The sequence below is a fragment of the Sphingomonas trueperi genome (assembly GCF_011927635.1).
Lineage (GTDB): Bacteria > Pseudomonadota > Alphaproteobacteria > Sphingomonadales > Sphingomonadaceae > Sphingomonas > Sphingomonas trueperi.
In genome coordinates this window covers 42,452-60,994 of record NZ_JAATJB010000018.1, presented here as the reverse complement: position 1 = coordinate 60,994, position 18,543 = coordinate 42,452, and the positions used below count along the sequence as shown (strand labels likewise).

Annotated in this window: 18 protein-coding genes and 2 riboswitches; of the genes, 1 reads left to right on the top strand and 17 read right to left on the bottom strand. The window is 70.6% G+C overall.

What is annotated here, in order from left to right; all coding sequences use genetic code 11:
- Positions 1–148: 148 nt before the first annotated feature.
- Genes GGR89_RS19800 through cbiE form a run of 8 tightly spaced genes read right to left on the bottom strand, consistent with a single transcriptional unit; the run spans position 149 to position 6,183 of the window.
- Positions 149–559, bottom strand: a complete 411-nt coding sequence (locus GGR89_RS19800; protein WP_125973697.1) for a DUF1636 domain-containing protein — start codon at positions 557–559, stop codon at positions 149–151.
- Between the two features lie 17 nt (positions 560–576).
- Entirely contained in the window at positions 577–1,221 is a 645-nt protein-coding gene (gene bluB, locus GGR89_RS19795) for a 5,6-dimethylbenzimidazole synthase (RefSeq protein WP_125973795.1), read from the bottom strand.
- Positions 1,218–1,820 carry a cob(I)yrinic acid a,c-diamide adenosyltransferase gene (gene cobO, locus GGR89_RS19790; protein ID WP_125973699.1) on the bottom strand — a complete coding sequence of 201 codons (603 nt, stop codon included), beginning with the start codon at positions 1,818–1,820 and terminating at the stop codon, positions 1,218–1,220. Before cobO ends, bluB begins: the two co-directional genes overlap by 4 nt.
- Positions 1,817–2,554, bottom strand: a complete 738-nt coding sequence (gene cobF, locus GGR89_RS19785; RefSeq protein WP_126002322.1) for a precorrin-6A synthase (deacetylating) — start codon at positions 2,552–2,554, stop codon at positions 1,817–1,819. The genes cobO and cobF overlap by 4 nt, the downstream gene beginning before the upstream one ends.
- Positions 2,551–3,864, bottom strand: a complete 1,314-nt coding sequence (locus tag GGR89_RS19780) for a cobyrinic acid a,c-diamide synthase CobB (protein ID WP_125973703.1) — start codon at positions 3,862–3,864, stop codon at positions 2,551–2,553. The genes cobF and GGR89_RS19780 overlap by 4 nt, the downstream gene beginning before the upstream one ends.
- Positions 3,861–4,646 carry a precorrin-4 C(11)-methyltransferase gene (cobM, locus tag GGR89_RS19775; protein ID WP_125973705.1) on the bottom strand — a complete coding sequence of 262 codons (786 nt, stop codon included), beginning with the start codon at positions 4,644–4,646 and terminating at the stop codon, positions 3,861–3,863. Before cobM ends, GGR89_RS19780 begins: the two co-directional genes overlap by 4 nt.
- Positions 4,643–4,990 carry a cobalamin biosynthesis protein gene (locus GGR89_RS19770; protein WP_125973707.1) on the bottom strand — a complete coding sequence of 116 codons (348 nt, stop codon included), beginning with the start codon at positions 4,988–4,990 and terminating at the stop codon, positions 4,643–4,645. The genes cobM and GGR89_RS19770 overlap by 4 nt, the downstream gene beginning before the upstream one ends.
- A complete protein-coding gene (cbiE, locus tag GGR89_RS19765) occupies positions 4,987–6,183 on the bottom strand; it encodes a precorrin-6y C5,15-methyltransferase (decarboxylating) subunit CbiE (protein WP_125973709.1) in 1,197 nt (398 codons plus the stop codon). Before cbiE ends, GGR89_RS19770 begins: the two co-directional genes overlap by 4 nt.
- Between cbiE and GGR89_RS19760 the strand changes: the two genes are divergently transcribed.
- Positions 6,182–6,940, top strand: a complete 759-nt coding sequence (locus GGR89_RS19760; protein WP_125973711.1) for a cobalt-precorrin-6A reductase — start codon at positions 6,182–6,184, stop codon at positions 6,938–6,940. The genes cbiE and GGR89_RS19760 overlap by 2 nt on opposite strands.
- On the opposite strand, the gene cobJ is transcribed toward GGR89_RS19760, so the two are convergent.
- The 9 genes from cobJ to GGR89_RS19715 all read right to left on the bottom strand — a co-directional run bounded on the left by cobJ (position 6,907) and on the right by GGR89_RS19715 (position 18,444).
- On the bottom strand, positions 6,907–7,665 hold the full coding sequence (gene cobJ, locus GGR89_RS19755; protein WP_125973713.1) for a precorrin-3B C(17)-methyltransferase: 759 nt from the start codon (positions 7,663–7,665) through the stop codon (positions 6,907–6,909). The two genes, GGR89_RS19760 and cobJ, sit on opposite strands and share 34 nt — an antisense overlap.
- Positions 7,662–8,387 (bottom strand): precorrin-2 C(20)-methyltransferase, encoded by a 726-nt coding sequence (cobI, locus tag GGR89_RS19750; protein WP_125973715.1) that lies wholly within the window; start codon positions 8,385–8,387, stop codon positions 7,662–7,664. The genes cobJ and cobI overlap by 4 nt, the downstream gene beginning before the upstream one ends.
- Positions 8,384–9,013: a precorrin-8X methylmutase gene (locus tag GGR89_RS19745; protein ID WP_125973717.1), complete on the bottom strand. Its 630-nt coding sequence runs from the start codon at positions 9,011–9,013 to the stop codon at positions 8,384–8,386. Before GGR89_RS19745 ends, cobI begins: the two co-directional genes overlap by 4 nt.
- Positions 9,013–10,137, bottom strand: a complete 1,125-nt coding sequence (locus tag GGR89_RS19740; protein WP_125973719.1) for a cobalamin biosynthesis protein CobG — start codon at positions 10,135–10,137, stop codon at positions 9,013–9,015. The genes GGR89_RS19745 and GGR89_RS19740 overlap by 1 nt, the downstream gene beginning before the upstream one ends.
- Positions 10,134–13,412: a cobaltochelatase subunit CobN gene (gene cobN / locus GGR89_RS19735; protein ID WP_125973721.1), complete on the bottom strand. Its 3,279-nt coding sequence runs from the start codon at positions 13,410–13,412 to the stop codon at positions 10,134–10,136. Before cobN ends, GGR89_RS19740 begins: the two co-directional genes overlap by 4 nt.
- Positions 13,413–13,424: 12 nt before the next feature.
- Positions 13,425–14,462, bottom strand: coding sequence for a cobalamin biosynthesis protein CobW (gene cobW / locus GGR89_RS19730; protein WP_125973723.1), 1,038 nt, complete (start codon positions 14,460–14,462; stop codon positions 13,425–13,427).
- Positions 14,463–14,647: 185 nt separating this feature from the next.
- Positions 14,648–14,868, bottom strand: a riboswitch (cobalamin riboswitch).
- 24 nt (positions 14,869–14,892) lie between these two features.
- Positions 14,893–15,900: a HoxN/HupN/NixA family nickel/cobalt transporter gene (locus tag GGR89_RS19725; protein ID WP_125973797.1), complete on the bottom strand. Its 1,008-nt coding sequence runs from the start codon at positions 15,898–15,900 to the stop codon at positions 14,893–14,895.
- 191 nt (positions 15,901–16,091) lie between these two features.
- Positions 16,092–16,306, bottom strand: a riboswitch (cobalamin riboswitch).
- Positions 16,298–17,611, bottom strand: coding sequence for a DUF5690 family protein (locus GGR89_RS19720; protein ID WP_206434270.1), 1,314 nt, complete (start codon positions 17,609–17,611; stop codon positions 16,298–16,300). It overlaps the preceding riboswitch by 9 nt.
- A gap of 74 nt (positions 17,612–17,685) precedes the next feature.
- Positions 17,686–18,444 carry an acid phosphatase gene (locus tag GGR89_RS19715; protein WP_125973725.1) on the bottom strand — a complete coding sequence of 253 codons (759 nt, stop codon included), beginning with the start codon at positions 18,442–18,444 and terminating at the stop codon, positions 17,686–17,688.
- Positions 18,445–18,543: the final 99 nt, after the last annotated feature.

The window sequence follows — 18,543 nt, the reverse complement described above, 5'->3', positions numbered from 1 at the left end:
CGCTATGAGGAGGGCTCCACGCAGCCCCCGCTGCCGAAGGCGTTGTGCCATTTCTATCTTGCGGCGGAATGTGCCTTTTCTAACTGGCGGCAACATGCCCGGTGGGTGCGGTGGTCAGATCACCGCTACCTCCCATCGGTGCCAGCCCTCAACTCTCCACCACCAACCCCGCCGGCGGCACGCGGACGATGAAATGGCCCTTCACGCCCTGCGGCCATTGCGCGAACGGTACCTTGCCGTGCTCGCTGGCAGCATAGGCCACGGCATAGTCGAGGAGGGCGCGCGCGGCGTCCGCATCCGGGGTGAAGCGGCCCAGCACATAGCCGACCTTGTCCGGCGCCCGCAGGTGCACGGTGCAATGCTCGCTGCACGCGAACAGGCACGGCATCTGCTGGATCGCGATGCCGGCATAGCGCGGATCGGCGTCGCGAGCCTGCGCCAGCGCCTCCGCGAGCATGGTGCCGCCGCGTCGGCCCTGCCCGTCTTCGCGCGCGTCGGCGCTGAAGCGGCAGGTGTTGCACACGACGATTGCGGGGCCGTCTTCAACCGGGGTAAGCATCGGTATCTCCTGATAGTTCAGCGCTCGAACAGCCGATCGGCGAGCAGCTCGCGCGCCTGCCAGCCACGGCGTTCGAGTTCGGGGATTTCGGAAGGCGCCTCGGGATAGCCGAGGCACAGCAAGGCGATCAGCGTCCAGTCCAGCGGTACGTCGAGCAGCGTGGTCACCGCACCAGGATCGAGGATCGACACCCAGCCCAGGCCGATGCCGCGTGCGCGGGCGGCGAGCCACAGCGTGTGTATCGCGGTGACGCAGGAATAGCGCAGCATCTCGGGCATCGTCGCGATGCCGAGGCCGTGCCCGGCAGCCGGACGCTCGTCGCAGAATATGGCCAGCACCTCGGGCGCCTCGCGCAGGCCGTGGAGCTTGAGCGCGCGATAGGCATCGCGCCTCCCCTGCTCCGCATAGTTTGCGGCGGCGCGGGCGTTCTCTGCGTCGACATGGGCCGCCAACGCCTCGCGCAGCGCCGGGGTGCGGAGCCGCACGAAGCGCCAGGGCTGCGCATTGCCGACCGAGGGGGCAAGCGCGGCCGCTTCGAGCAGCGCCCTCAGATCCGCCGGCGCGATCGGCCGCGCAGCGAAATGTCGCACGTCGCGCCGCCAGCGCAGCAGCGTGTCGAACTGGCGATGAAACGCCGCGTCGAAGGCGGGCGCGCCGGTCAGAACTCGATCCCCTTCTGCGCCTTCACGCCCGAGCGGAACGGGTGCTTCACCTGCGTCATCTCGGTGACCAGATCGGCGGCCTCGATCAGCGCCTCGGGCGCATTGCGGCCGGTGACAATGACGTGTTTCATCGGCGGTCGCGCTTCGATCACCGCCAGCACCTCGTCGAGCGGCAAATAGTCGTAGCGCAGCGCGATGTTGAGCTCGTCGGCCAGCACCATGTCGTAGGCCGGATCGGCGATCATCCGCTTCACCTCGTCCCACGCCGTCCGCGTGACGGCGATGTCGCGGGCACGATCCTGCGTGTCCCAGGTGAAGCCCTCCCCCATCGGCTTGAACTCGACCTGGTCCGGGAAGGCATCGAACACCGCCTTCTCGCCGGTCATCATCGCGCCCTTGATGAACTGGACGACGCCCACCTTCATGCCGTGGCCGATGGCGCGGACGACCATGCCCATTGCCGCGCTGCTCTTGCCCTTGCCCTTGCCGGTATGGACGATCAGGAGGCCCTTCTCCTCGCTCTTGGTCGCCATCATCGTGGCGCGGGCGGCCTGGATCTTGCGCATCTTCTCGGCATGCGCGGCGTCGTCGCGGGTCATTGGGGAGCCTTTCGCAGGAGGTATATGTCCATGATCCAGCCCTGCCGGGCGCGGAGCGCGGCGCGGGTCGCGGCGATGCGCGGGCCGGCCTCGGCGAGCGGGCCCTGGTCCAGTGCCTGCTGGGGCATGCCCAGATAGGCGCCCCACCAGATGGTGATGCCGACGGGATCGAGCGTCTCGAATGCGCAGCCGCCGTCGAGCATCACGACGACCGTGTCCGCCTCGGGCGGCCATCCGTGACTACGCAGCAGGCGCCCGGTGGTGATCGTCACCGCACCCGCGAGCGGGTTGAGCGGGATGGCGTGCGCGGCGGTGAGCGCCTGAACGCTGGTGATGCCGGGCACCATGCGAACGCTGACGTCGGGCAGCCGCGCCGCGATCCGCAGCGTGCTGTCGTAGAGCGACGGGTCGCCCCAGACGAGCAGCGCGACCTTGCCCCCACGCGGCAGATGCGTGGCAGCGGCCGCGCGCCACGCGCCCGCGATGGCATCGTGCCAGGCGTGGACCGCCTGGACATAGTCCTCCCCTGCCCGCACCGGCATGTCGAACGCGATGATCGGCACCGGGCGCGTCAGCACCGCAGCACAGATCGCCTCGCGCAGATCGGCGAGATCGGGAGCGTTTTCCTTGCGCGGCACGAGGATGAGGTCGGCGGCGTTGAGCGCGGCGATCGCCTCGCCGGTCAAATGCGCCGGGTTGCCGGTGCCGATGCCGATCAGCTGGAGCACGATCATGCCGCCGCCGCGATCAGGTGGAAGAAGCTGCCCGTGACAGGGCCCCGGACCGATCCGGTCTCGGGGACGGCATTGCCCTCGGCATCGGCGACATCGGCCAGCGGCGCGTCGGTCTGCGAGACGATGGTCGAATAGTGGAACTCATGGCCCGTCAGCCGTGCACCCGCCGGCAGCCCCGAGACGGGCGCCCGGAGCGTTGCCTGGCGGTAGCCGAGGTGCATCCGCCGCTGGGCATGGCTGGTGACAAGCCCAAGCAGCCCGGCCATGCGGTGCGTCTCGCCGGCCTTGTCGACCAGCGCCTCGCCCAGCACCATATAGCCGCCGCACTCGCCGTGCACCGGTCGGTGCTCCGCATGCGCGCGTAGCCCGGTGAGAAACGTCGCCGCCGCCGCGATGGTGCCGGCGTGAAGCTCGGGATAACCGCCGGGAAGCCAGACGAGGTCGGCATCGGCATCGGGCGCTTCGTCGGCCAGCGGCGAGAAAGGCAGCATCTCGGCCCCTGCCCGGCGCCAGCCTTCGAGCAAATGCGGGTAGAGGAAGGAAAAGGCCGCATCCTGCGCGATGGCGATGCGCTGGGCGGGCGGGATCGGCAGCACGACCGCAGTATCCGTACGATGCGATTTCGATGCCGCAGCGGCCTGAAGCGCGCCGAGGTCGACATGGTCGCGGAGAAACGCGGCATAGTCGCCGATCGTGCGGTCGAGATCCGGATGCTCGACGGCCTGCACCAGCCCCAGGTGCCGCTCCGGCAGGACCAGATCGGCGCGACGCGGGAGTGCGCCTAGCACGGGTATGCCGGCCGCTTCCATCCCCGCGCGCACCAGCCGTTCATGGCGCGGGCTGGCGACGCGGTTGAGGATCACCCCGGCGAAGGGCACGCTCGGGTCGAGCCGGGCAAAGCCCAGCGCGGTCGCCGCTGCCGACTGAGCCTGGCCCGATACGTCGACCACCAGCACCACCGGCCAGCCATAGCGTCGCGCCAGATCCGCGGTGGCACCCGTGCCGCTCGCTCCTGCCCGCGCGACGCCGTCGAACAGCCCCATCGAGCCTTCGGCCAGCACGAGGTCACACGCGCCCGCCTCGGCTGCCAGCGCGTCGAGCAGGCTCGCGTCCATCGCCCAGCTGTCGAGATTGTACGAGGCGCTACCGCTCGCCACGCGGTGGAAGGCCGGGTCGATGTAATCGGGTCCGTTCTTGAACGGCGTGACGGCAACGCCGGCCTCGCGCAGCGCGCGGAGCAGGCCCAGCATCACCGTCGTCTTGCCGGTACCCGAGGCGGGCGCGGCGATGATCAGGCCGGGCACGCTCATTCGGCGCTGCCTGCGAAGCGCGACGAGGCGTCCTGCGGCCGGAAGCGCCGATCATAGCCGGCGGCGTAGAGGCTGCTCTCGGCGAAACCCTCCGCCGCCAGCACCGGGCCGACCAGGATCAGCGCGGTGCGCTCCATGGTTCCGGCGACCGCTGCCTCGATCGTCGCCAGCGTCGCGCGGACGATCCGCTCGTCGGGCCAGCTCGCCCGCCAGACCACTGCGACCGGGCAATCCGCGCCATAGGCAGGCAGCAGATCGGCGACGAGCGTCGCGAGATTGTGGATCGACAGGTGGATGGCCAGCGTCGCGCCGGTCGCGGCGAAGTTGGTGAGGCTCTCGCGCGGCGGCATGCGGCTGGCCCGGCCCGGCGTGCGCGTGAGGACGAGCGACTGGCCGAGCTCGGGCAAGGTCAGCTCCGCCTCGAGCGTCGCGGCGGCGGCCGCGAAGGCAGGCACGCCGGGGGTGATCGTGAACGGGATGCCGAACGCCCGCAGCCGGCGCAGCTGTTCGCCCATCGCCGACCAGACCGAGAGGTCCCCCGAATGGAGTCGTGCGATGTCCTGGCCGGCGGCATGGGCGGCGACGATCTCCGCCAGGATCGCGTCGAGGTCCATCGGCGCGGTGTTCACGATCTTGGCACCCGGCGGGCAATGCGCGAGGATCGCCTCCGGGATCAGCGATCCGGCATAGAGGCACACCGGGCTGGCTGCGATGAGATCGCGGCCGCGCAGGGTGAGCAGGTCGGGCGCGCCGGGGCCGGCGCCGATGAAATGGACGGTCATACGGGGGCTCCTTCGGCGATGGCGCAGGTCGCCATGCGATCGGGGGAAATCTGTCGCGTGACGAGCAGGCGGGCGCCGGGTCCGGCGGCGGCGAGCGCAGCGGCCTCGGCGACGCTGCCGGTACCCCGCGCGGCAAGGCTGGCGGGGGAGCGGGTGGGCGTGGCGACGCCCGCCACCGCATCGACGACGATCGTCGGCAGCCCAAGCGCCGCCAGCAGCGGCAGCTTGTCGGCGAGCGTCGCGACATGGGTGACCGGCGGCGCCCCCGTCTGCGCCAGTGCGAGCGCCGAACGCAGCGACGCGGCGGTAGCACCGCTGCGATAGCCGAAGCCGGCGACGATCATCGGGTGACGCTCCACTGCACGACCGGATAGCGTGATCGCCAGCCGTGGCGGGTGCCGAGGGGTGCCGCATCGGCCAGCTCGATCCGCAACAAGCTCCCGCCCTCGGCCCCGTGCCACGTGGCGAGCAAGGCCTCGGACTCGAGGGTCACCGCATTCGCCACCAGCCGTACACCGGTGGGTAGCCGTGCCCACAGCGCTTCCAGCAACGCCTGCGACAGGCCGCCCCCGATGAAGACCGCATCGGGAACGCCCTCCGGCAGCACGGCCGGGGCGCGGCCCGGCACTACGCGCAGGCGATCCACCCCGAGCCGAGCCGCGTTGGCACGTGCACGCTCGGCGCGCACGGGATCGGCCTCGACGGCGATCGCGCGATTGGCGGGATGCGCGAGCAGCCATTCGATCCCGATCGAGCCCGAGCCGGCACCGATGTCCCACAGCAACTCCCCTGCGCGCGGTGCGAGCGCGGACAGGGTAAGCGCCCGCACCGGCTGCTTGGTGAGCTGGCCGTCGGACTCGAACCAGCCATCGGGCCGCCCGTTGGCGACTGGCAGCACCGCCCCCGCCCCCGCCGGCTCGATGCCGATGCAGACGGGATGCGCGATGTCCTCCCAGGCGAGCGTGTCGGCGCGCACCGATCGTACCCGCTCGCGCGGACCGCCGAGCGCCTCCAGCACGTGCAGCGTCGAGGCGCCGAACCCCTCGCCCGCCAGATAGGCTGCCAGCGAAGCCACTGCAGCGCCGTCGCGGACCGTTACCAGCAGGTGCTGGCCGGGCGCGAGATGCGGCCGCAGCAGGCCGAACGGCGCGGCGTGCAGCCCCAGGCACAGGGTATCCTGAAGCGCCCAGCCCAGCCGCGATGCCGCCAGCGCGAAGCTGGAGGGCACCGGGTGCGCGGTCCACTCTTCGCGGGCGAGATGCGGGGTGACGCTGGTGCCCGCGCCGAACCAGAAGGGGTCGCCCGAGGCAAGCACCACCACCCGGCGACCGCGCTCGGCGAGGAGCAGCGGGATGCCCTCGGCAAAGGGCGCTGGCCATGCGCGTGCTTCGCACCTAAGTGCCGGCAGCAACGAGAGGTGACGTGGGGCGCCGATGACCAGTTCGGCCTTTTCCAGCGCCGCGCGGGCGGCGGCGGACAGGCCGTCCGCGCCGTCCTCGCCCAGTCCGATGATGGTGAGCCAGGGAAGATCAGCCATGCCGAACGTCCTGCTGCTGGGTGGCACCACCGAAGCGAGCGCGCTGGCGCGGCTGCTGGCCGATCGAGGCGTGACCGCCACGCTGAGCTATGCGGGCCGTACCGAGGCACCGCGAGCGCAGCCGATCCCGGTGCGGGTGGGCGGCTTCGGCGGCGCGGACGGACTGGCCGCGTACCTGCGCGAGGCGCGCGTGACGCATCTGGTAGACGCGACACATCCTTTCGCGGCGACGATGAGCGCCAATGCGGTCGCGGCGGCGCGGAATTCGGGCGTCCCGTTGCTCGCGCTCACCCGCCCCGCCTGGACGCAGGTGCCGGGGGACCAGTGGATGCGCGTCGCCGATATCGAGGGAGCGGTCGCTGCGCTCGCCGGTGCTCCGCGCCGAATCCTGCTGGCGCTCGGCCGCATGCACGTCGCCGACTTCGCGGCGATGCCGCAGCACCATTATGTCCTGCGCTTCATCGATGCGCCGGCGGTGCGGCCGGTTATTCCGCACCACACGCTGATCATCGATCGCGGCCCCTTCACGTTCGAGGGTGATCGGGCGCTGCTGGAGACGCACGGTATCGATCTGGTCGTCTGCAAGAATGCCGGCGGTAGCGGTGCGGAGGCCAAGCTGGTCGCCGCGCGCGCGCTCGGCATCCCGGTGCTGATGATCGACCGCCCGGCGCTGCCGCCCCGCACCGAGGTGACCGATCCGGCGGCGGTGCTGGAGTGGCTGGATCATGCCCCCGCTCCCACCGAGCGCGGGGTGTAGAGGATCGGCCGCGCGGTACCCTCGATCCAGCGCGTCTGGCTCGAGCCCAGGATCACCATGGTGCGCATGTCGGCCATCTCGGGCGTAGCCCTGCCGAGGGGCACGATCCGCAGCGCTTCCTCCGGGGTGGAGACTGCGCGGGCGAACAGGATCGGGCGGTCCGGGCCGCAGACCTCCAGCAGCAGTTCCAGCACGCGCGCGAAGCCGTGCGGCCGCGCCTTGGAGCGCGGGTTGTAGAAGGCCGTTGCGAAATCGGCTTCGACGGCGAGCCGCAGCCGCTTCTCGATCAGCGCCCAGGGCTTGAGATTGTCCGAGAGGTTGATCGCGCAGAAATCATGGCCGAGCGGCGCCCCTGCCCGCGCGCTGGCGGCCAGCATCGCGGTGATCCCCGGCAGCACGCGGATGTCGAGCCCGCGCCAGGCCTCCGGCCCGGCTTCGAGCGCCTCGAACACCGCCGCCGCCATCGCGAACACCCCGGGATCGCCCGAGGACACGACCACCACCCGCCGCCCTTGCGCCGCGAGATCGAGCGCGAGCGCCGCGCGGCCCAGTTCCACGCGATTGTCCGAGGCATGCAGCGTCAGCCCCGCGCGCGGCGCCACCCGCGCGACATAGGGGATGTAGCCGACGACATCGGTCGCTTCCGCCAGCGCTGCGGTGACCTCTGGCGTCACCAGCGCTTCGTCTCCGGGTCCCAGCCCGGCGATCGCCAGCCAGCCGCTCATGGGCGGCGCCCCCGGCCATGGATGAGCAGGATCGAGAAATAGGGCGTGACGCTGGTCGCCTCGGCGAGCGGTGTTACCCGCTGCTCCGGCATCGCCGCATGCTCGACCAGCCAGGCCTCGGCCTCGCGCCCCGCCGCTGTCACGGCGCGGCGCAGCTTGCAGAGATTGCGGCCGATCTTCATCACCACCAGCGCGTCGGTATCGCGGATGCGGCGGACGAGTTCCGCCTCTGGCAGCGTCGCCATCGCGATCGTCAGCACGTCGTCGCCCCAGGTGATCGGCTGGCCGGTCGCGTTCCATGCCCCCGCCATGCCGGTGATCCCCGGCACGACCGCCACCGGCACCTGGCCCGACAGCCGGGAATGGAGGTGCATGAACGAGCCGTAGAAGAAAGGGTCGCCCTCGCAGAGCACCACCACGTCCTCTCCGGCGCGCGACAACGCCAGCAGCCGCGCGGTGCATTCGGCGTAGAAGGCGGACAGGCAGGCATTGTAGCGCGGGTCGCTGACCGGGATCTCGGTCGTCACCGGATATTCCATCGGCAGCTCGATGGCGTCGGGCCGGAGCATGCCCTCCGCGATCCGCCGCGCCTGGCCCGACCGCCCCGCCTTGCGAAAATAGGCGACATGGCGGGCGTCGCGCACCAGCCGGTCGGCGCGAACGCTGAGCAGGTCGGGCGCGCCGGGGCCGAGGCCAACGCCGTGGATCGTGCCCAGGCTCATTCGGCGCGGCTCGCCAGTGCGTTGACCGCGGCGACGGTGATCGCGCTGCCCCCGAGCCGCCCCTCGACGATGCAGCACGGCACCGGCGGGGCGGCCCAGAGCGCCGCCTTCGATTCCACCGCGCCGACGAACCCCACCGGGCAGCCGATGATCGCGGCCGGCCGCGGACACGTCGGATCCTCGAGCATGTTGAGCAGATGGAACAACGCGGTCGGTGCATTGCCGATCGCCACCACGGCGCCAGCCAGATGCGGCCGCCAAAGCTCCAGCGCGGCAGCCGAGCGCGTATTGGCCATTTCCTGGGCGAGCGCCGGCACCTGCGGGTCGTGCAGCGTACAGATCACGCGATTGTCGGCCGGTAACCGCGCGCGCGTGATCCCTTCCGATACCATCCGTGCGTCGCACAGGATCGGCGCGCCCTCGGCCAGTGCCGCCCGGGCCGCCTGCACGAAGCCGGGCGAGAAGCAGACATAGGGCGCCAGCTCGACCATCCCGGCCGCGTGGATCATGCGCACGGCCACGGGCTCCTCGTCGGGCGAGAAGCGGGCGAGATCGGCCTCGGTGCGGATCGTCGCAAAGGACTGGCGGTAGATGGCGGTGCCATCGGTTTCGTAGTGATAGGGCATCAATCGGTTCCGAAGAGGGTAAGCAGCGCGTCGGGACTGAGACCGGCATGGGTGGACGACGCACCGGCGCGAGCATCGAAGGCAAGATCGAACCGGCCGTCCCGGCCCGTCGCCACCACGTCCGCCGCCTGCGCCAGCGCGCAGCCCTTCGCACAGCCCGAGACGTGCAGCCGGCCGGAGACCAGCGGCGCGAGCTGGCGCGCCAGAGCTCGCGTCTCGACGCTCGCCTGCGGGCAAGCCGGCGCACCGACACAGGCATCGGTACGCAGCAGCGGATCGGTAGGGTCGGTGATGAAGGCGGCCTCGCGCAGCCCGGCACCTTCCACTAGGAGGCTGCGCCACGGCGTGATCCGGACGCCTGCCGCCCATGCCGCGCACGCGTCCGCCAGCACCCTCGCGTCCACTTGTCCGAAAGGCACGCCGAGTGATGCGCCCAGCGGGTGCGGGCCCGGCGCAATCGGGTTGGCCGGGGCTGCGGGTGCGATGCGGTCGCTCGCCCAGTCCGGGAGCGGCGCGACATGGCGCGCCATGCGCCCAGCGGCGGTACCGCCGGTATCGATGAACCAATGCGCCAGCCGGACGAGCGCGTCGGCTGCATCTCCGGCTGCGACGGGCGCCCCGTTGGCGCGCCCCGCCGCGCGGAGGAGGAGAGGGCCTTCGACGCCGCGCTCGATGCGGAAGTCCCCCGGCGCATCGGCCAGTAGCGGCACGGGCCCCGCGTCGACCACGACCCCCATCTTGCCCGGCAGGTCGGGCAGCGTGTCGAGCGCGGCAAGCAGATCGCCGGCGATGCGATGGGTGTCGTCGCCCGCCTGCCAGTCGGGTGCGACCAGCAGGTTGCGGCGTTTCTCCCTTGCCGGATCGGCATCGACAAGGTCCAGCGCAATCAACCGCTCGACCAGCGGGAGCCAGCGCGCTTCGGTGACGCCGCGAATCTGTAGATTGCCGCGGCTGGTCAGGTCGATCAGGCCGTTGCCAAGCGTCAGCGCCGCGTCGCACAGCCCGAGCACCTGCGAACGGGTAAGCCGCGCGAGCCGGGGCTTTACCCGCACCAGCAGCCCGTCACCCGCCGCCATGGGCCGCCACGCATCGGGACACCAGCCACGGACCTGGAAGCCGCTCATGCCGCGCCGCCAAGGGATGCGAGGATGGAGTTGCGACGGGTCTGCCAAAGTCCAGCGGCGTGCAGCGCTGCGAACCGCGCCTCCATCGCCGCCAGTGCCGCCGGGTTCTCGCGGGCGAGGAAATCCAGCACCTCGGGCTGGCCGAGCGTCGCATCGTGGTAGAGGTCGAACAGCTGCGGCGGCACCGCACCTGCGAGATGCGCGAAGGCGCCGAGATGATCGAGCGTCGCCGCGATCTCGGCCGCGCCGCGAAAGCCGTGGCGGCGCATACCGGCGATCCAGCCCGGGTTCGCCGCGCGCGATCGGACGACGCGGGCGATCTCTTCGGTCAGCGGCCGCGCCACTGGGCGCGCCGGGTCGCGTGCGTCGAGGTGGTAGAGTGCCGCCGTTCCGCCACGCATCGCTTTGGCGGCGGCAAACCCGGCTTCGTGTGCGGCATAGTCGGCCGCGAGGAGCAAATCGGTTTCGATCAGGTCCTGCAGATGCACGAACACATCCGCATCGGAGACCCTGGCGCGCAGCCCCTCCGGATCGGCCTGGGGCTCATGCCCGTCGAACGCATGGTCCGATGCGGCGAGCCACGCCTCGCCTGCCGCATGCCGCGCCTCTTCGGTATAGGTCTCGACCGCATCACCTATGCCGAGGCCGTAGCTGCCGGGACGCGGGCCATAAACGCGCGCACCGGCATCCTTCCCGGCGAACGGGTTCCATTCGGGTGCTTCGTCACGCGCCGCCAGTGCTCGCACGGCCTGGCCGAACAACTGCGGGAGTGTCGGGAAGGCATCGCGGAACAGGCCCGATACGCGCAGGGTCACGTCGATCCGCGGGCGGTCGAGCATCGCGATCGGCAAAATCTCGACGCCCGTCACCCGCTCGGAGGCAGGGTCCCAGATCGGTGCGGCCCCGAGCAGGTGCAGCGCCATCGCGAACTCCTCGCCGGCGGTGCGCATCGTCGCCGACCCCCACAGGTCGACGACCAGCCCATTGGGATAGTCGCCATGATCCTGCAGGTGGCGGCGGATCAGTTCGTCGGCGAGAACGATGCCCTGCGCATGCGCGGCGCGGCTGGGTACCGCGCGCGGATCGATCGTGTAGAGGTTGCGGCCGGTCGGCAGCACGTCGGTGCGCCCGCGGAAGGGTGATCCGGACGGGCCCGCTGCGACGCGCTTGCCCGCCAGGCCCGCAAGCAGCCCGGCGCGTTCCGCGTTCCCGCACGCGCCGCGACCGAACACATGCAGCCCGTCACCAAACTGGCTTTCCTTCACGTCGCAGACGAACCGATCGATGCGGGTGATCGCCTCGGCGCTGCTGGTGGCACCGTCTAGCCCCAGTTCCGCCTCGAGCCCGACCGCGCGGGCTTCGTCGCGGATCGTGGTCTGGAGACGATCGCGACGCGCCGGATCGAGGCCCACGGCGTTGGAAAATTCGTCAAGCAGCGCTTCGATCCGGCCAAAGCCGGCGCCGGTCCCCGCGGTCTTCAGTGCAGGCGGCAAATGGCCTATGGTGACCGCTCCGGTGCGGCGCTTGGCCTGCGCGGCTTCGCCGGGATCGTTGACGATGAACGGGTACAGGATCGGCAGACCGCCGGTGAGCGCCTCCGGCCAGCAGGCGTCGGAAAGCGCCACCGCCTTGCCCGGCAGCCATTCGAGCGTGCCATGCGCGCCGATATGGACGATGGCGTCGATGCCCTGCGCCTTCAGCCACAGGTAGAAGGCGACATATCCATGCCGCGGCACCCGCCCGACATCGTGGTAGCTGTCCTCTCGCGTCGCCGGGGCCCCGCGTTCCGGTTGGAGCGCGATCAGCAGCTTGCCGCTTTGCAATGCGGGGAAGTGGAAATGACCGTCACGGCACGCGGCATCGGCATCAGGTTCCCCCCATGCCGCGCCGAGGGCCTCCCGCAACGGCTGAGGCAGCGTCGCCAGCGCTTCGCGATAGGCGGCGAGCGGCCAGCGCAGCGTGTCGCGCTGCAACCGCTCGGCCAGGCTGTCCACCGGCTCTCCCAGATCGGCAGCGATGGCCTCGGCGGAGGCGAGCGCGTCCAGGCCGACGGCGTGCGCGAGCTGCCAAGCCTTGCCGGGATAGGTCGAGAGGACGAGCCCGATTTGCTTCTGCGCTACGGGCTTCTGCGCGAGGGCAATCCAGCCTGCGACCCGCGTGACGATCGCCTCGATCCGCTGCGGTTCGGCCCGATGCACCGTGCGCGCGAAGCCCAGCGCCTCGTCGCGCGCCTCGGCCTGCTTGAAGCTGGCGACACCGGCGAAAAGGCGCCCGTCGAGCTCGGGCAGCACGACGTGCATCGCGAGATCCGCCGGTGACAGCCCGCGCTCGGCGCTGACCCAGGCTTCGCGTGACGCAGTAGCGAGCGCGATCTGGAACACCGGCACGCCGGCAGCATCGAGCGGCGACCGGCCGTGCTCGTCGCGTGCCGAGAATGCGGTGGCGTTCACGATAGCAGCGGGGGCGAGGTCGCGCACCCATTGCTCCACCTGCGCGCGGGCGTCCGGGGCCTTGAGCGAGGGCACGAAGATCGAAAGCGTGTCGAAACCGGCGCTCTCGAACACGGCGTGGAGCGCCTCGAACGGGCCCACATCGCACGCAGCAAGGTACGAGCGGTAGAAGATGATCAACACCAGCGGCCTACCCGACCGCCGCCATGGGCATGCCTCGGGGATCCGCAACGCCGCATCGCCGGGCTGGCGATCGGGCGGACGAAAAGCGCCAAGCGCGGGGTGCCAGACACCGAACGCTGGCAGCGGGGCGTAGGGCAATGGCTCGACTGAAGGCAGCCGCGCCATCGCCGCCAAAACGCCCAGGGCGGCGCGTGCCGCCGCGGCCCCGCCCGCATCACAGAGCCGCGCGAGGTCTCGCAAGACTTCGACCGGTACCGTCGACGCCGCATCCAGCCGTTCGTCCGGACGGCCATCCGCCGGCAACACCGCCAGCGCGATCCCGCGTTCGCGTGCCCGCGTCTCCACCTGCTGCAGGCCGTAGCTCCAATAGGGCATGCCGCCGATCAGCCGGATCAGGATCGCCTTCGCGCCCGACAAGGTCCGCTCGACATAGGTGTCGACCGATAGCGGGTGCATCAGCTCCGCGAGGTTCGCCAGCCGCAGCGAGGGCAGCACGTCGCGATGGCCATGCCATGCCGCCGCGAACGCGCCGAGGTCGCTGTCGGAAAAGGACAGCACCACCAGGTCCGCGGGAGCCTGCCCGAGGTCCTGGGGCGCGGCATTTTCCTCCAGCCCGTGCGTTTCGCGGAACAGGACGTGCATGGCCCCTGTGCCTCAGCCCGCCAGCACCGCGCGGAACGCTGCGGGATCGACATGGTCGTGCTCGGCGATCGCCACCAGCGCGGTGCCGCGCGGCTCGCCGGGACGCCAGGGGCGGTCATACTGGTGCCGCACCCGGCTGCCGACCGCCTGGACCAGCAGCCGCATCGGCTTGCCCGTTACCGCCGCATAGCCCTTCACCCGCAGCACCTTGTGCTCGCGCGCCAGTTGTTCGATGCGGGCGACCAGCTCGGCCGGATCGGCGATCTCGCCGAAGGTCACGACGGTGCTGTCGAAATCCTCATGCTCGTGATCGTCGGCGCCGTCATGATGCGAGGGGCGCGCGGCGAGGTCGTCCTCGGCGGCGGCGCCCAGCCCCAGGATCACGCGCGGGTCGATCGCGCCTTCGCGGATCTCGACCACCGGCACCGGCCGCGGCGCCTCGGCGGCGATCACCGCGCGGGCGGCAGCGACGCCCTCGGGTCCTGCCAGATCCACCTTGGTCAGCAGCACCATGTCGGCGCAGGCGAGCTGGTCCTCGAACACTTCGGCAAGCGGCGTCTCATGGTCGATTCCCGGATCGGCCGCCCGCTGCGCCTCCAGCGCCACCAGATCGGGCGCGAACCGGCCTTCGGCGACCGCTTCGGCATCGGCCAGCGCCAGCACGCCGTCGACGGTGATGCGGCTGCGGATCGCCGGCCAGTCGAACGCCTTGAGCAGCGGCTTGGGGAGCGCAAGACCCGAAGTCTCGATCAGGATGTGGTCGGGACGAGGCTCGAGTGCCAGCAGCCGCTCCACCGTCGGGATGAAATCGTCGGCGACGGTGCAGCAGATGCAGCCATTGGCCAGCTCGACGATGTTCTCGGCCGGGCAATCGGGGATCGCGCAGGACTTCAGGATCTCGCCGTCGACGCCGAGCGTGCCGAACTCGTTGACGACTACCGCTAGCCGCCGCCCTTCGGCATTCTGGATCAGGTGGCGGATCAGCGTCGTCTTGCCGGCGCCGAGAAAGCCGGTGACGATGGTAACGGGGACCTTGGCCAGGTCGGTCATGCATGTCTTCCCCCGCGCCCGAGCGAACACACGGCGGGGCTTGCCAGACGCATGTCCGGCCGGCGCGCGACGACGGGCGGGCGCGACAATCGCCCGGCACCACGCGACCGTGCAGCCCCAGCCGCACAGCTTCGTCGCTCGAACGGAAGCAAGACCGTGCCGCGGCCATCCCCTGGACCAAGGCAAGAGCGACCGTAGCGCCGGCAGGTCTCCTGGCTTGCGGGTCACGGCACGCTGCACGCCTTCCCAGGCCGTGTCGGCCCAGTGGCTGCCCCTCGGCGGAGGCCAGTGCATCGCGCTATCCGCTCACAGTTGCAGGGACAGCCGCGGATTTGGGGAGCAGCCTCCCCGCACCGCATTCCCGATTAAGCCCCATGTCCGGGGCACCGGCGCGATCATATCGAAGGCTGGAAAGCCTTCTAGGACCGCTCTAGACCCGCACCTCGATCTCGTCCAGCCTCTGCCAGCGATAGATGGCGAAGCTGATCAGCCAGCAGGCGACGAACAGGCCGATGATCGCGAAGCCGAGGCCGTTGAAATGCGCGCCGAGATCGGCGGCGAGCCCGAACGCCCCGCCGGTCCAGCCCATCTTGTCGCCGATCAGCGCCAGCGTCTCGATGCCCCCGATCACGATCGCGACCAGCGCGGAGATCAGCGTGATGGTGACGTTGTAGTAGAGCTTGCGGATCGGCTTGACGAACGCCCATTGATAGGCGCCGAGCATCACCACCCCGTCCAGCGTATCGACCAGCGCCATCCCTGCCGCGAACAGCGCCGGCAGCACCAGCAGCGTGCCGAGCGAGACGCCGTGCGCCGCCTGACCCGCCGACATGCCGAGGATCGCCACTTCGGTCGCGGTGTCGAAGCCCAGCCCGAACAGGAATCCGAGCGGCGCCATGTGCCAGCTCTTGCTGACGAGTCGGAACATCGGCCCAAACAACTTCGACAGCGGCCCGCGCGAGGCGAGCAGCAGGTTGAGGTCGTCCTCGACATAGGCGCCGCCCGCGCGGACGTGCTGGAAGGTCTTCCACACCGATCGCAGGATAATCAGATTCATGCCGGCAATGGTGAACAGGAACAGCGCCGAGACGCTGGTGGCGATCACCCCGCCCACTTCCCGGAAGGCCCCCATGCCCGCCAGAGCGCCGGTCGCGAGCGCGATGCCGGCCGAGGCGATGGCGATGATCCCGGAATGCCCGATCGCGAACCACAGCCCGGTGGCGATCGGCCGCTGGCCGTCGTTCATCAGCTTGCGGGTGACGTTGTCGATCGCGGCGATGTGATCGGCATCGACCGCATGGCGCAGCCCCAGCCCCCAGGCGAGCAGCGCAGTGCCGAGCATCAGCGGCTGGGCATGGAACAGGGCGAAGGCCCAGCCCCCGGCGGCGAGATTGGCGGCGATCAGCAATGCGAACAGCAGGGCCACGCGCGCACGCAACGGCAGAACGGACAAGACAGGACACTCCGGCGGCGTCGTGCGACCAGGCCGGGGCCACCGCGAGCGGCCGATCGCGCATCCCGGCCGGACGCTTGCCAAGCGACCGGGCCACGCAACCGCGAACGGCCCCAGCCGCTCATGCGCCGCTCAGACGGAGTACACCGTGCCGCGGCCATCCCCTGGGCCAGGGCAAGAGCGACCGGACGCCGGCAGGTCTCCTGGCTCGCGGGTCCCGGCACGCTGCACGCCTTCCCAGGCATCTCCGCCCAGTGGCTGCCCCTCGATTGGAGGCCAGTGCATCGCGCTATCCGCTCACAGTTGCAGGGACAGCCGCGGATTTGGGAGCGAGCTCCCGCACCGCATTCCCGATTAAGCCCCCGTCGGGGCACCGGCGCGATCAGGCGCTGGTGGTAGGCGAAGCCGGGCGGTGGATCAACCGCCGGTCCGCGCCGGTACACAGAAAATGCAGCGCCGACACCATGGTCAGCCCGCCCACCGCGAGCGCGGCCGCATAGCAGCAGGTAATGAAGAAGGGCAGCCAGCGCACCTCCGGCGCGCCGAGCGCATGGACGAGCAGCAGCGCCACGCTGCCGACATAGCCCGAGGCATCGGCGATATAGATCAGGAACCCGGCATTGGCGGCGGTGCCGATCGTCGCGATCATGCGATCGAACAGCATCGCGTTGAACGGGGTATAGGCGAGGTAGAGCCCCGCCCCCGCCACCGTCATCCAAGGCAGCGGCGCGAGCAGCCCCGCCTGGAAGGCGAGCGTCGAGCCGCCCAGGCAGAGCGCGCCGAGCAAGATCAGCCCGTGCATCGCCAGCAGCGCGCGCAGATTGTCGCGGATCAGCATCAGCAGCGCGAGGGCCGCGAGCGTGAGCAGCGCGATCGGCAGCTCGCTCGCCGAGAATATCGCCGCCTCACCGCCATAGCCGAGCGCAGCCCACAGCTCGCGCGCGAAATTGTCGCGGACGTCCCGCAGCGCCGTGAGCAGCACATAGCCGAGCACGAGCAGCACCAGCGTCGCGCCGTGTGCACGCAGGAACGCGGCGCGGTCGGCGGCCTGCATCGGCACGCGAACGGTGCGCTCCGCCTCGTCGCACGCGTCGGGCGGCGGCAGGCGCTCCAGCTGCCACAGCGCGGTTAGCAGAAACGGCACGAAGGCCAGTCCGGTCGCCGCCGGCATCCACTGTTCCGCAACCCCCGCCTCCATCAGCAGCGCCGCCACCGACTTCACTACGCCCGAAGACAGGATGAAGCTCGCGCACAGCATCGCGCCGAGCAGTTCGGATACGCGGCGCCCCTCGACATAGCTGAACACCAGTCCCCAGATCAGCCCCAGCGGCAGGCCGTTGAAGAACAGGCAGGCGACGTTCCACGGCGCCGGGATCAAGGCGAAGAGGATCAGTGCGAGCCAAGACGCGCCAATGAGCGCAAGGATCATGCGCGCCCGCCCCTGCCGCCCGGATTCGGAGATGACGCGGACGCCGATCAGCTTGGACAGCGCGTAGCCGACCACCTGCGCGATCAGCAGCGCGGTCTTGTAGTCGATGGCGAAGTGCCAGCCCGCCACATCGGCATAGCTGGCCACGGCGAACGGCTTGCGGAAGGCATACATCGCGAAATAGGCGCTGAACGCCGCGAGCCCGCCCAGGAAGAGCGTAAATCCCGACGTGGTCCGCGCGGCACCGCGCGCGCCATCACCGTGCATTGCGATTCCCCATGAAGCGCCGCGCTTGTGACGGGCCTGCGCGACAGCTTCATGACATCGAAATCAGGCCTCGATCACCAGGGGCGGACGCGAAGGGCCTCCGCTTCCGCGACACAGCTTTGTGCATCGGGGCGCGGCGCGGTAGTGCGCAGCCGCGCCGCTTCCTGCCGCGCCGCCGCGAGATCCCGCTGGTAGGCGGGCGAGGTCTGCAGCACCGCGAACACCGAGGCGCCGGCCATGTAGCCGGCTTCGACCGCGCTCTTGCTGTGCGACCCGCAAATCGCCCGGCTCTCGCCATAGGCACGGCCGCGCGCGAGGATCGCAGTCGCCTTGTCGGGCATCACCTCGGCGAGGATCTGCGCTTCCAGCCAACCATTGGCGGTGTGCCCCGACGGGTAGTCGCCATTGCTGGCGAGATGTGCGGTCTTGGCCTCGCAGATCGGGCCGTCCTCGCGCAGATAGGGACGCGGCACTTGGTAGGCAGCCTTCACCCTGCCGACGACCGGGCCCGTGCCTGCGCGATCGAGCAGCCGGGCAAGTGCCGGCGCAGTCTTGACGTCGAGCACCATCCCCATCGCGCAGGCGTTGCGGCGCAGCGGATCGTTGGTGACGTCGTCGGTGGCGATCCGCCAGCGCGGGGTGCCCTCCAGCTTCCGCGTTGCCCGGAACACCGCCATGTCCAGGGCAGCGCCGGGGCTGTCGAGCGCCGGCGGCGGCGGCAGGATCGCCATGCCGTCGGGATATTGGCCCGCGGCGAGGTACGGCGCCGTGTCACTCGCCTGAGGGACCGCGATGAGCAGCGAGAGCGCTGCGAAGATGCCACCGCGGATCATGCGGAGCGGCTCGGTCGGGCAGCGGCGCCCGAGGCGGAAGCGTGGAGCTGGTTGCGCATGCGGCCTCCCCTACGCTGCCGCGCGTTTTTCTGCTACGTG